The 12,152-nt window shown below is 70.7% G+C and carries 12 protein-coding genes and 1 tRNA gene; 10 read left to right on the top strand and 3 right to left on the bottom strand.

Annotated elements, in window-relative coordinates; translation table 11 throughout:
• Window positions 1-31 precede the first annotated feature (31 nt).
• Entirely contained in the window at window positions 32-670 is a 639-nt protein-coding gene (locus B7438_RS06470) for a TetR/AcrR family transcriptional regulator (protein ID WP_085368736.1), read from the bottom strand.
• A 66-nt stretch (window positions 671-736) separates the two neighbouring features.
• Here B7438_RS06470 and B7438_RS06465 point away from each other — a divergent pair, with 66 nt between their 5' ends.
• The 6 genes from B7438_RS06465 (at window position 737) to B7438_RS06440 (ending at window position 6,978) form a co-directional block, all read left to right on the top strand.
• Window positions 737-2,209, top strand: coding sequence for an MDR family MFS transporter (locus tag B7438_RS06465; RefSeq protein WP_256921891.1), 1,473 nt, complete (start codon window positions 737-739; stop codon window positions 2,207-2,209).
• A 98-nt stretch (window positions 2,210-2,307) separates the two neighbouring features.
• A complete protein-coding gene (locus tag B7438_RS06460; protein WP_085368734.1) occupies window positions 2,308-3,009 on the top strand; it encodes a DedA family protein in 702 nt (233 codons plus the stop codon).
• A 2-nt stretch (window positions 3,010-3,011) separates the two neighbouring features.
• The gene (locus B7438_RS06455; protein ID WP_085368733.1) at window positions 3,012-4,238 is read left to right on the top strand and encodes a sensor histidine kinase; all 1,227 of its coding nucleotides are present in this window, start codon (window positions 3,012-3,014) and stop codon (window positions 4,236-4,238) included.
• The gene (locus B7438_RS06450; RefSeq protein WP_085368732.1) at window positions 4,235-4,909 is read left to right on the top strand and encodes a response regulator transcription factor; all 675 of its coding nucleotides are present in this window, start codon (window positions 4,235-4,237) and stop codon (window positions 4,907-4,909) included. The genes B7438_RS06455 and B7438_RS06450 overlap by 4 nt, the downstream gene beginning before the upstream one ends.
• Before the next feature lie 136 nt (window positions 4,910-5,045).
• Window positions 5,046-6,449, top strand: a complete 1,404-nt coding sequence (locus B7438_RS20960) for an acyltransferase (RefSeq protein ID WP_085368731.1) — start codon at window positions 5,046-5,048, stop codon at window positions 6,447-6,449.
• A 79-nt stretch (window positions 6,450-6,528) separates the two neighbouring features.
• A complete protein-coding gene (locus B7438_RS06440) occupies window positions 6,529-6,978 on the top strand; it encodes a helix-turn-helix domain-containing protein (RefSeq protein WP_085368730.1) in 450 nt (149 codons plus the stop codon).
• Between the two features lie 87 nt (window positions 6,979-7,065).
• Here the strand turns inward: B7438_RS06440 and B7438_RS06435 are convergent, their stop codons facing one another.
• Window positions 7,066-7,665: an ATP-dependent Clp protease proteolytic subunit gene (locus B7438_RS06435; protein WP_256921898.1), complete on the bottom strand. Its 600-nt coding sequence runs from the start codon at window positions 7,663-7,665 to the stop codon at window positions 7,066-7,068.
• A gap of 177 nt (window positions 7,666-7,842) precedes the next feature.
• Between B7438_RS06435 and B7438_RS06430 the strand changes: the two genes are divergently transcribed.
• The 4 genes from B7438_RS06430 (at window position 7,843) to B7438_RS06415 (ending at window position 10,839) form a co-directional block, all read left to right on the top strand.
• Window positions 7,843-7,924: transfer RNA gene (locus B7438_RS06430), tRNA-Tyr, on the top strand.
• A 245-nt stretch (window positions 7,925-8,169) separates the two neighbouring features.
• Window positions 8,170-9,129, top strand: coding sequence for a carbohydrate kinase family protein (locus B7438_RS06425; protein ID WP_085368728.1), 960 nt, complete (start codon window positions 8,170-8,172; stop codon window positions 9,127-9,129).
• A complete protein-coding gene (locus B7438_RS06420; protein ID WP_085368727.1) occupies window positions 9,113-10,069 on the top strand; it encodes a hypothetical protein in 957 nt (318 codons plus the stop codon). Before B7438_RS06425 ends, B7438_RS06420 begins: the two co-directional genes overlap by 17 nt.
• Complete coding sequence (locus B7438_RS06415; RefSeq protein WP_085368726.1) at window positions 10,066-10,839, top strand: hypothetical protein; 774 nt, start codon at window positions 10,066-10,068, stop codon at window positions 10,837-10,839. Before B7438_RS06420 ends, B7438_RS06415 begins: the two co-directional genes overlap by 4 nt.
• Here the strand turns inward: B7438_RS06415 and B7438_RS06410 are convergent.
• Entirely contained in the window at window positions 10,782-12,086 is a 1,305-nt protein-coding gene (locus tag B7438_RS06410; RefSeq protein ID WP_179150742.1) for a CynX/NimT family MFS transporter, read from the bottom strand. The two genes, B7438_RS06415 and B7438_RS06410, sit on opposite strands and share 58 nt — an antisense overlap.
• Window positions 12,087-12,152 lie beyond the last annotated feature (66 nt).

The raw sequence follows: 12,152 nt of genomic DNA, 5'->3' as shown, positions 1-12,152 counted from the left end.
GCGCGTAGCGCATAGCACCAAGCGACGAGCACTAGCGCGCCCCAGCACCACCCGCATCCACTGGTCGCACCAGCGGCAGGAAGATGGTGTCGACGATCTCCTCGATCGTCTCCGCCGGCACCGGCCGCAGGGTCATGATGGCGTCGTGCCGGAAGAGGTCGAACGGCAACGTCGCGATGCGCGGGGTGAGGCGTGCAGGGTCGATCTCTCCGCGGTCGATGCCGCGCTGGATGACGGTGTCCACTCTGGTCGTCCTTCCGCCGATGAGCACGTCGCGGAGGTCGGAGAGGCTCGTTCCCGTCTCGGCGAAGTAGCCGCCGAGGTGGACGCTCATGGCGGCGGCGAAGCCGATCCTGGTCTCGTTGGCCGTGGTGAGGAGGGCGATCAGGTCGCCGCGGAGGCTGCCCGTGTCCGGCGTCGCCGGCTGGTCGCGCAACCCTGCGCGTGCGACGGCCGCCCTGACCAGTTCCTGCCTGGTCGGCCAGCGACGGTAGACGACCGGGCGGCTGGTCTCGGCGCGCGCCGCGACCGCGTCGATGGTGAAGGCCGCATAGCCGTGCTCGACGAGCTGGTCCCAGGCTGCATCGAGGATCGCGTTCTCCAGCTCGGCCCCTCGGCGTCGCCGGGCGGGTGCGTCCGCCTCCGGGGTCGGCTGCTCAACAAGATCCATTTGCGTATCTTATCGCGTCGACCTATGATCCCAATAAGATACAGGCGCGTACCTTAAGGAGACATGGTGACCGAGAAGTCCAAGCTCGACCCGGGGGTCGTTCGCATCGCCGTCGTCGTGATCGTCGGCGCGCTCGCCGTGATCTTCGACACGACCATCGTGAGCGTCGCCCTGCACACGCTCGCCACCGACCTGCACACCTCGGTCGACACCATCCAGTGGGTCAGCACCGGGTATCTGCTGGCGCTCGGCGTGACCATCCCGATCGTCGGCTGGGCGCAGCAACGGATCGGCGGCAAGCGGCTCTGGATCATCGCCCTCGCGATCTTCCTGCTCGGCTCCGTGCTCTGCAGCCTGGCGTGGGATGCGCCCAGCCTGATCGCCTTCCGTGTCGTGCAGGGCATCGGCGGCGGCATCATGCTCCCGCTCATGTCCACCCTCGTGATGCAGGCGGCGCACGGCCAGAACCTCGGCCGCATCATGTCGGCGGTGAGCCTCCCCGCCGTGCTCGGCCCCATCCTCGGCCCGGTGCTCGGCGGCCTCATCCTCAGTTACCTCGATTGGCGCTGGCTGTTCTGGGTCAACGTCCCGTTCTGCGTCGTCGGCATCGTGCTCGCCATCCGGATGCTGCCCCGCGACACCCTCGGCGCCCGGCCGAGACTGGACTGGGTGGGGCTGGTGCTCCTGTCGCCGGCGGTGGTCGGCCTGCTCTACGGTCTGTCCAATGTGAGCAAGGACGGCGGCTTCGGCCGCGGCGACGTGCTCGTGCCCCTCATCGCCGGAGCCCTGCTGCTCGCGGCCTTCGTGCTCTGGGCGCTGCGGCGCGGAGAGGGAGGGCTCGTCGACGTGCGGCTGTTCCGGCACCGCCCCGTGGCCTCCGCCTCCACGCTGCTCTTCCTGTCTGGCGCTTCGCTCTACGGCGCGATGCTGCTCCTTCCCCTCTACTTCCAGGAGGTCAGGGGAGCGGATGCGCTCGGAGCTGGTCTGCTCCTGGTGCCGCAGGGCATCGGTACCCTGCTCAGCCGCACGACGGCCGGACGACTCACCGACCGCCTCGGCGCACGCTGGGTGTCGATGGCGGGCTTCGCGATCGTCGGTATCGCGACCGTGCCGTTCGCCTTCACCACCCCCACCACGAACGAGTGGATGCTCATGGCCGCCCTCTTCGTGCGCGGTTTCGGTCTCGGAGCCGTCACCATCCCGTTGATGGCGGTCGCATTCATCGGACTGGAACGCAGCGAGGTGCCGCACGCAAGCATCCTGACCAGGATCACCTCGCAGCTCGGCGGTTCGTTCGGTGTCGCGCTTCTGGCCGTGATCCTGCAGGGCGCAGCGGTGGGCGCCACGTCGCTGGACGGAATCGCGGACGCGTTCGACCAGGCGTTCTGGTGGGCGGTCGGGTTCACCGTGCTGGCGATCGGGCTGTCCGCTCTGCTGCCGGGACGCCCGGCCGCGCAGCCCGCCGCAGCAGCGCCAGAGCAGACGGCGCCGCTCGCTCCGGCGCAGGCCGTGGCATCCGGAGATATCCCCCTCCGGTAGGGGTGCCGGGGTACCGCCGGGTGACGCGCTGCGGCATCCCGTCTCCCTAACGTCGGATACGGGCGGAAATCTCCGCCCGTATCCGAGGGGAGCACGGGATGGACGCACTGAACGAACTGATCGCGCAGGCGGTGTCGTCGCCGTGGATCTACCTGCTGGTCGCCGCCGTCGTCTTCGTGGACGCGTTCTTCCCTCCCGTGCCGAGCGAGTCGGTGGTGATCGCGGCAGCGGCGGCGAGCATCACGCTCGGCCAGCCGAACATCGCCATCATCGTCGCCTGCGCCGCCATCGGTGCGATCGTCGGCGACAACGTCACCTTCGCGATCGGTCGCGGCGTCGGGCTCACCCGGTTCCGCTGGATGCGCAGGCCCAGGATGCAGGCGGCCCTCGGCTGGGCGCGCGACGGCCTCGACCGCCGTGCCGCCGTGCTGCTGCTGACCGCGCGCTACATCCCGGTCGGACGGGTCGCCGTGAACCTCGTCGCGGGAGCATCCGGGTTCTCGCGCCGCCGGTTCTTCGGGCTGTCGGTCCTCGCCGGTCTGTCCTGGGCGGCGTACAGCGTTACGGTGGGACTGCTCGCCGGGCACTGGCTGCACGGCAACCCGCTGCTCGGGATGCTCGCGGGCATCGCGATGGGACTCCTGACCGGTGTGCTGCTCGACGCGGGGATGCGGTTCGCAGCCCGGCGGCGCGCGAAGCGTGCTGCGGCGGCCGCGCCCGCCGCGGTGCTGGATGAGGTCGAGGCCGCGGAGACGCGGCCGGACGGAGTGCTGGTGTGCGCGGACGGACCAAGGAGATGACGATGACGGCCGAACATCCACCGCTGCGCACCAGGCTCGACGGGATGCTCGTCCTCCTCTGGGGGATCGGCTCGACCGCCGCCGTGGCGATCCTGGCGCTGACCTCTGCGCTCGGTTCGACGCTGTACGGCATCCCGGTGGTCATCGCCCTCGGCCTCGGTGTGGCTCAGGCGGCGTCGATCGTGCTGGCGATCGTCTCGCCGCGCCTTGCCGTCGTGATCTCGGTGGTGACTCTGGTGGCCGCCGGATTCGCGTCCGTGCCGGACGGCGCGAGCCCGTGGCCGGTCGCGGTGCCGACGATCGTCGCCAGCGCGCTGGTGCTGGTGATCGCGACGCTGCGCTCCGACTGGCGGGTCGGCCTGGTCGGCTGGGCGGGCGGCGCCCTCAGCAGCATCCTGGTCGCCCTGGTCGCAGCCCGGCCGCCCGCGACCTCCGGCGCGATCACCGCCGACCTCATCGTCTTCTGGTCGATCACGGCCGCCGCCATGCTGGGCGCGACGCTGGTCGTGAACTGGCAGGATGTGCGCCGACAGCTGCTCAGGGAGCAGCAGATCTCCGCCTCCGAGCTGACCCGCCGCGAGATCGCGGAGGAACGCACCCGCATCGCCAGGGAACTGCACGACGTGGTCGCCCACGGCATGTCGGCCATCCAGGTGCAGGCGTCGAGTGCCAGGTACCGCATCCCGTCGCTGAGCGAGGAGGCGGCCGAGGAGTTCGACGACCTCGCGGCCACCGCGCGTGCGGCGATGGGCGAGATGCGCACGCTGCTCGGTGTGCTCCGCAGCGAGGACACGGTGGTGGAGACGGCGCCGCAGCCTGGGGTGGGCGAGATCGCCGGGCTGGTGGCGCGCGCATCCCGAGCCGGTGGGGCCGTGCGCCTGGACGACCGGGTGGCCGCACAGGACGTCGCCGCCCTCGACCCCGCCGTGTCGCTGACGGTGTACCGCATCGTGCAGGAGGCCCTCAGCAACGTGGCCAGGCACGCGACGGGCGCATCCACGGTCGTGACGCTCGACCGCAGTGGGGACGCCCTCGACGTGTCTGTGCGCAACGAGCGCGCGCCGGGGCGACCGGCCTCCGCACCGGCTCCGGACACCGGAGGACACGGCATCCGCGGGATGCGCGAGCGCGCCGCCCTGCTGGGTGGCAGTCTGGAGGCGGAGCGCATGGACGACGGCGGTTTCGTCGTCCGAGCGCGCATCCCCGTCGTGTCGAGAGGAACAGTATGACCATCACCGTGCTCATCGCCGACGATCAGGCGATGGTGCGGGCAGGGTTCGCCGCCATCCTCGACGCCCAGGACGACATCACGGTGGTCGGTCAGGCGGCGGACGGCGAGGAGGCGGTCACGCTCGCCCGGCGGCTGAAGCCCGACCTCGTACTCATGGACGTCAGGATGCCGGGGATGAACGGCATCGACGCCACCCGCGAGCTCATCCACCCGACGGGCAGAGGCGAACCGCACCAGCCGCTCGTGCTCGTCCTGACCACGTTCGACGCCGACGACTACGTACACGAGGCCCTCTCGGCCGGCGCCAGCGGCTTCCTCCTGAAAGACGCGACCCCCGGCGATCTGGTGCAGGCGGTCCGCATCGTGGCGGCAGGGGATGCGCTGCTCGCCCCGCGCGTGACCAAACGGCTCCTGGAACGGTTCGCCGCCCAGCGCCCGGCCGGAAGCAGGCACGCGCTGCAACTCGCCGACCTCACCGAGCGGGAGCGCGAGATCCTGGTGCTGATCGGCCGAGGCAAGTCCAACGGCGAGATCGCGGCGGACCTGTTCATCGCCGAGCAGACGGTGAAGACGCACGTGAGCCGCATCTTCAGCAAGCTCGGACTGCGCGACCGCGTGCACGCGGTGATCCTGGCGTTCGACGCCGGGCTGGTGGAACCGGCGCCGTAACGGCGCTGGACCCCTGCCGCTGGACCCCTACCGCGGTAGGGGGACGGGTTGGCTCCCCGGGCGGACGACCGCCGGCCGAGCCCGCTGAGAACCTTCCGGAGACGGCCCACAGGGGGCCGGACGGAAGGGGAAACCTATGTCGGTCTCGTTCGCGCCGGAGGCGGTGCGGGATGCCGCGAGCGGCACAGCGCGGAGTCGGGCGGGTGCGGCCGCGGGTGGCGGTGCGGGTGCTCGTGCGGGCGCACGGGATGCGGCGGTCGACCTCGCCAGGGCCGCCTGCCTCGTGGTCGTGGTCCTGCTGCACGCGCTGATGGTCGGCGTGAGCGTACACGACGGCGCACCCGTGCTCGAGAACGCCCTCGACGGCTGGGCGGGCCTCCCCGCGCTCACCTGGCTGGCGCAGGTCATGCCCCTCTTCTTCGTGCTCGGCGGGTTCTCCAGCTTCCTGCACTGGTCCGGGATGCGCGCCGGCGGCACGACGCCCGCCGCCTACCTCGCCGGCCGGATGCGCCGCCTCCTTCTCCCTGCAGCCACCGCCATCGCCGCCTCGGCCGTGGTCCTGGCGGTGCTGACGCTGTGCGGTGTTCCGCCGGAGCTGGTCGCCGTCGCCGGGTTCCGGCTGAGCCAGCCGCTCTGGTTCCTCGGCGTGTACGTGCTGTGCACGGCGGCGGTGCCGGCTCTGGTCGCCGCGCACAGACGGTTCCCCGTTGCGACGGTGGCCGTGCTGGCGGCGCTCGCGGTCGGTGTCGACGTGGTCCGCGCATCCACTGGCGTCACGGTTGTCGGCTTCGCGAACCTCCTCTTCGTCTGGCTGCTGGTGCAGCAGCTGGGATTCTGGCTCGCGGACGGCACCGTCTCCGGCCTGCAGCGCCGCACGCTCGTCGCGCTCGCCGCAGGGGCGACGGCCACGCTGTTCGTGCTCGCGGCGACCGGGGTGTACTCCTTCGACCTGCTCGCCAACCTCAACCCGCCCACGTTCGCCCTGGTGCTGCTCGGCGTCTCCCAGCTGGCACTGTTCTCCCTGGCAAGACCCACCCTGCGCAGGCTCGCGGGCAACCGGATGCTCTCCGCCGTCGTGCAGGCCGTCAACGCCCGCGCGATGACGATCTACTCCTGGCACATGCTCGCGCTGATCGCGCTCGCCGGGCTGCTCCTGCTGTCCGGGGTCTCGCTGCCGCAGCCGCTGACGCCGGACTGGTGGGCGACCCGCGGGATGTGGCTGGCGGCGGTGGGCGTCGCGGTGGCCGCGCTGGTCGCGGTGGCCGGACGCGCGGAGGCGGGGCGCGGTGGGGCGCGGCGTGGAACGGCGGGGCGCGCGACGGCTGGTGGTGCCGGCGCGGAACGTGCGGCGGTGCGGCCGGGGGTCGGCGCGCATCCCGGGCTGGTGGCGCTGTCTGTGGCGTGCGGAGCAGGCGGGGTGCTCGTGATCCTGCTGGCCGGGGCGATGGTGGCCGGGTGGGTCACCGGATGCGCGCTCGTGGTCGGCGCGCTCGCGCTGGCGCGTGCGGCGGCGGCGCCCGGGTCGCGGATTCTGCCGTGAGCAGAATCGTGCGGAGGTGCGGGCGCGTCGGCGGGTGCGCGCCTAGGCTGGCGGACACGTCGACGGACGAGGAGGGGACATGCTGCTCAGACATGCGATCGGGGCCGTGCTCCGGCGGCTGAGGCTGGAACGCGGTGAGACGCTGCGTCAGCTGTCCGAGACGGCCAGCGTCTCCATCCCGTATCTGTCGGAGATCGAGCGCGGTCGCAAGGAGGCCTCCTCCGAGATCCTCGCCACGCTGTGCCGTGTCTTCGACATCAGCGAGGGCGAGCTGCTCACGAGGGTCGCCGCCGAGTTCGCCACCGCCGACCGCGTCGGTCTTCGTCCCGTCGAGACCCGCACGGCAGCGCCGGTCCGCGAACTCGCTCCCGCGGGAATCGGCAGCAGCAGCGGCAGCGCGGGCGCCTTCGGGCCCGGCATCTCCGTCGACCTCCGCCTCGCCGACCTGCTCGACGCGCAGCCCGCCGACCTCCGCATCGCCGAGCCCCCGCAGGACGGGCCGGCCGCGGCGGTACTGCTGGCCGCCTGACGCATCCCGCATACGCTGCGCATCCCGCGCATCCACCGGTCGGTGCTGCGCCGCCGTCTCGTCCTCCACCTCGACGTGCAGCACGGCTCAGCCTTTCGGCAGCGCGCGGGTCGACCCGACGACGTGGTCGACGAACCCGTAGGCCAGCGCCTCGTCGGCCGTGAACCAGCGGTCCCGGTCTCCGTCTTCGAGGATCTGCTCGATCGGCTTGCCCGTCTGCACGCTCGTGAGTTCGGCCATGCGCTTCTTGAAGTACAGGATCTGCTTCGCCTGGGTCTGGATGTCCGCCGACGTCCCCCCGAAGCCACCGTGCGGCTGGTGCATCACCACGCTCGCGTTCGGCAGCGCATACCGCTTGCCCTCCGCGCCGGAGGACAGCAGGAACTGCCCGGCCGACGCGGCGAAGCCCAGCGCGACCGTCGCGACATCGGCCTGCACGAAGTTCATGGTGTCGTAGATCGCGAACGCCGCGGTGATCGAGCCGCCCGGCGAGTTGATGTAGAGGTAGATGTCCCGCTCCGGCTCGATCGAGTTGAGGATCAGGAGCTGGGCGCAGATCTCGTTGGCCGAGTCGTCGGTGACCTCGCTGCCGAGGAAGACGATCCGCTCTTCGAGAAGACGTTTGAAGATCAGTTGGTCCGGTGTGTTGTCCGTCATGGTGCTCATGCGCCCATCCTGCGAAGGGATGGCCACCGAGCGCGAGCGTTTCTGCCCGGCGCGAATCTGCCGACGGCAGAGGCGGGCGCCGACCCTGCCACGCCCGGGAACCGGCTGGGCGTGCGCTGATTTCGTCTGCGGGCGTTGGAACAGTATTCTTGTCGAGCGCCTTCGATCACGAGAACACTGGTGGTCGGGAGCGCCAACGGCGAGTTACCCAAGCGGCCAAAGGGATCTGACTGTAAATCAGCCGGCGTAGCCTTCGGGGGTTCGAATCCCTCACTCGCCACACTGTGATGAGTCGGGACATCTGTTCTGGACGAGTCGCGAGTCATATCACAGAGAGCCCGGCCATCGGCCGGGCTCTCTTTGTCGTTGCGAGAAGGGCTTCGGGTTTCCCGGTAGGCCATCCGGGCGTTGACCCCTGCATCCAATGGTGCTCGGCTCCATGATCTGCAATACATGCTGGCATTCTGCGCCAGATTGCGGTAGAGATAGAGGTGTCGAGTTGGCCCCCGTCGTGAGGAGCAGTGCATGAGCGAAGTGCCACAGAGATCCCGCCCGCAGCCCGATCTTCTCGTCGTGTCGAGGGTCGTGCTCGATGATCTCCACCGGAGGGACGGTCGTGTCGACGCCGGTATCCTCGGCGGCTCGGGGTTCTGGGCCGCGTTCGGTGCCGCGCTGGTTCTCGACGAGGTGGCCATCACCTGCAAAGTGGGCGAGGACTTCGAGCCGTATCGCGCGCAACTGGCGTCCCTCGGCATCCGCGACGACGGACTCCTGGTCAGCGGCGGGCGGACATCGCGCACGCGCGTCACGTACAGCGGCGAGGTTCGCTCCGAGGAGCCGATCCCCGACTGGGATGCGCATGTCGCGCTGCGCACCATGCCGAGCGAGTTCACCGCGGGCGTCCGCCGCCCGCTCTCCTACTATGTCTTCCGCGGGTGGCATCCGGGATTCTGGGAGGCGTTCACGAGCGAGCGTCTGGCCGGCTCGCCCGTGCTCTGGGAGATTCCGGGAAGCGTGTGCTTTCCGTCCGAGCGCGAGCGGATCCGGATGGTGCTGGATTCCATCGACGTGCTGTCGATCAACCGCGACGAGGCGGTGAGCCTGTGCGGTGATGGATCGCCGGACGACCTGATCGCGGAGCTCCACGAGCTCGGGGCAGCCACCGTGGCCCTCCGCCTCGGGTCGGCGGGCGCACTCGTCTCGCGCGACGGCCGGATCCGTGCAGCTGCGCCCCCGCCCGGCCCGGAGGTCGTCGAGGTCACCGGGGCGGGCAATGCCTTCTCCGGCGCCTTCATCGCCGAGTACGCGCGAGCTGGGGGCGATCTCGACGAGGCGCTCCGCAGCGCGATGGCCGCCGCGGCAGTCGCGATCGGCCAGATCGGCCCACCAGAAGACCGCCCGCTCGCACGCTCGAGCTGGCGACGGTATCGCGAACAGATCGGCGTGACGGATTTTCGGGAGGGTGACGATGGCCGGACAGCTTGACCCGACGGACATCACCGAGGCCGAACGCGCGCAGATCGAGGCTATCCGCGGTTCGGCCTGGGCGCGCTATGGCTACCGCGACGTGCTCCCTCCGCGGGGGCTCACCATCGACGGCCGTCCAGCACTGACCGGCACCGACCCGCGCGACGTCGGTCGTTACGTCGTGTTCACGGTGCGCGATCCGCTCGGTGGAGAACACGACGAGCCCCACGGTTTGCGGCTCGCCCGGCAATTCGGGCCCGCCAGAGAAGTGGGTGCGACGGGACTCTTCCAGGTCTACACGGCCGACATGGACGGCACGGCGGTGACGGTGGTGGCCACTGGCAGCGGTTCGCCTGAGCTGGAGCTGGCGCTGGTGGAGATCATGGACCACTCGGACGCGGAGGTGCTCGTCTACTTCGGGACGGCCGCTGGACTCCATCCGTTCGTCAGCCCCGGGCAGGTCGTGATCTCGTCGGGGGTCGTGCGCGAGGAGGGGATGACCAAGGCCTACGTCGACACGAGCTTCCCCGCCGCCCCGTCGTATGACGTGGTCGCCGCGCTCGTGAGCGGCGCGGAGAGCGCGGAGGTCCCATACCGGGTCGGTCTCACCCGCTCGACGGACTCCGATCCGCTCGGCAACGGCCGGCCATCGGTCGGCGGGTATTTCCAGCGTTCGCACGCCGACGTGCTCGACTACTGGATCCGGGCCGGCGTGCTGTGCAACGACCGCGAGGCGTCCGCAGTCGTCACGCTGGGCACCCTGTTCGGTCGCCGTACCGGCGTTGTCGTAGGAGTGACGGACAACTTCCCGTCCGGCAAGACGCTCATGGTCGGGGCAGGCATGGAGAACGCCGCAGAGACGCTCGTCGCCGGGCTCCGCGAGCTGAGCCGAATGGATGCCACGAAACGCGCACACGGGCGCCAGTACTGGAGCCCCGCACTCGCGGCCGACTCGTGAGCGCCGTCATCGGCCTCGTCCTCGACGGGCCCCCCGGCGACGACGGCTTCGTCGACGCCGGGGTCGAAGCGGCCCGTCGTGCCTCGGCCGACGGCATCGCCGTGGAGGTGCGCGCGTCGCCACCGGCGAGCATCCCGCCGAGCTGGATGGCCGTCCTGGCGCACGGCAGCTCGTTGACGGACTGGGCGATCGGCGCCCGGGCGCGCGGGCGAACGGTGGTGCTCAGCGATCGGCCGGAGGACATCGCGGAACTCGCGGGCATCCACTTCATCGACTGGGCGTGGGACGAAGGCTATGCGGCGCTCGGCTCCCTCGCGGCCGAGCTGCCCGGCGAACCGCGCGTGACGCTCGTGACGGGCCCGGACTTTCCGCCGCAGCGGCGCATCGCCGCGGGGTTCCTTGCGGCGTTCGGAGAGGGAGCGGACAACCGTTCCGTGGACCGGGTATCACTCGGCAGCTTTACCGATGAGGCCGAAGCCGCGCGCGTGTTCCCCGGCATTCTCGAACGCTCCGGACCCGATGGGGTGGTTGTCAGCTCCGCCGGTCGCGCCGGCGACCGCCTGTGCGAGCTCGCCCCGGCCAACGGGCTGACGACGTTCGGATTCTCCTCGCGAGGCGACGGTCACGCCGCCTGGGTGACGAGCGATATCGCCGGCGTCCTCGAGCACATCATCCGGACCATCGCCGCAGGAGGGGAACTGCCCCGCTCGCTTCAGTGCGGATTCGCCTCGGGCTTCCTCTCCTGGACGCGGGGCCCAGCGGCGTCGTGACGTCCGCGGCGTTCGCGCCGCCAGAGGCTGGGCGATACTCCGAGGATTACGACGCTCACAGCGGCGCACGCGATGAACGGCAGCGTGAATCCGCCGGTGAGGTCGCGCAGGATCCCGAAGCCCACGGGTCCGGCCGCGCCGAGCAGTTGCGACAGGAAGAGAAGGATCGCGCCGGCCGCCACGGCCTCGCCCGCTGTCGCGGACCGCGCGGCGACGATGTAGTTGGCCAGAGCGAACGTCGAGCCGTGCCCGATGGCGACGACCGTGAGGCAGGCGAAAGCCCACGGAGAGCCGGCGGAGTCCACCCAGCCGAAGAGGGGAACCATCCCCACCGAGCCGGCCAGCAGAATGGCGCTCGCGACGATGACGGGCCGGCCGGGCGCCACGGTCCGCTGGGCCCAGAACGGGGCGAGAACTCCACCGGCGACCTGGACAGTGGAGAAGATGGCGAGAAGCATGCCGACCTGCGATGGATCCCAGCCGGCGTGGATCGCGGACGGGCCCAGCCAGGCGAGCAGGGCGAACGCGGCGGCCGCCTGCAGCCCGGCGAAGAGGATGAGCGGCACCAACCACGGCAGCGCGAGTACTGCGCGGATTCCCACCCGCTTCTCACCCCCTGGATCGGTCGGCGCAGCGAGCGAGGTCGGCCGGTCGATTCCCCGGCGTCGAGCCGCGAGCAGCCAGGCGCAGAGGCTCACCACCGCAAGCCCGCAGAAGAGGAGGGCAGCGAGGCGCCAGGTGCCCAGCGCGGACGCAGCCCACCCCGCGAGAAGTGTCGAGGCCAGCAGGCCGAGGGACGAGCCGGCCATCATCGCGCCGATCCCCGCCCCGGTGGAACCGGGCGCGAGTTCCCTCACCTGCCAGGGAACGAGGGCGCCGAGCATCCCGGCCCCGAGGCCGCCGGGAACGATCGCCACCCATAACATCGGCGTCGCGGGGATCGAGAGGATCACCAGCGCGAGGGCTGTGAGAAGCAGTGAGATGCTCACCGCCGCGCGCGGACCGACCCGGCGGTTCACGACGAGCACCACGGTGCTGCCGACCGCGACCAGGAGGACCATGCCGGTGGACAGCGCGCCGACCAGCACTCCACTGCCACCGAGTTCGGCCTCGATCGTCGCCGACGCCGCCGCGATCACGCCGAGCATGGTCCGGAGATTCGCGGCGCACAGGGCGATGACCAGGATGGCGGCCACCGGTGGGAGAGCGCCTCTGGGCGCTGTGTTCGCCGTGTCTGTATCGGGCACCGGTGCTCCATTCGACGGATTTGGAAGAAAATTCCAATTGCTACTGTACAACATGGTGCTCGAAGC

Origin of the sequence: Leifsonia sp. NCR5, from assembly GCF_002105485.1 — a bacterium.
Lineage (GTDB): Bacteria > Actinomycetota > Actinomycetes > Actinomycetales > Microbacteriaceae > Leifsonia.
Note: the sequence above shows the minus strand (reverse complement) of the source record. Positions and strands in the feature narration are given on the sequence as shown.

Coding starts and splice junctions, on each gene's coding strand:
- B7438_RS06470 (WP_085368736.1), bottom strand. CDS start 670: ATGGATCTTGTTGAGCAGCCGACCCCGGAGGCGGACGCACCCGCCCGG.
- B7438_RS06460 (WP_085368734.1), top strand. CDS start 2,308: ATGGACGCACTGAACGAACTGATCGCGCAGGCGGTGTCGTCGCCGTGG.
- B7438_RS06455 (WP_085368733.1), top strand. CDS start 3,012: ATGACGGCCGAACATCCACCGCTGCGCACCAGGCTCGACGGGATGCTC.
- B7438_RS06450 (WP_085368732.1), top strand. CDS start 4,235: ATGACCATCACCGTGCTCATCGCCGACGATCAGGCGATGGTGCGGGCA.
- B7438_RS20960 (WP_085368731.1), top strand. CDS start 5,046: ATGTCGGTCTCGTTCGCGCCGGAGGCGGTGCGGGATGCCGCGAGCGGC.
- B7438_RS06440 (WP_085368730.1), top strand. CDS start 6,529: ATGCTGCTCAGACATGCGATCGGGGCCGTGCTCCGGCGGCTGAGGCTG.
- B7438_RS06425 (WP_085368728.1), top strand. CDS start 8,170: ATGAGCGAAGTGCCACAGAGATCCCGCCCGCAGCCCGATCTTCTCGTC.
- B7438_RS06420 (WP_085368727.1), top strand. CDS start 9,113: ATGGCCGGACAGCTTGACCCGACGGACATCACCGAGGCCGAACGCGCG.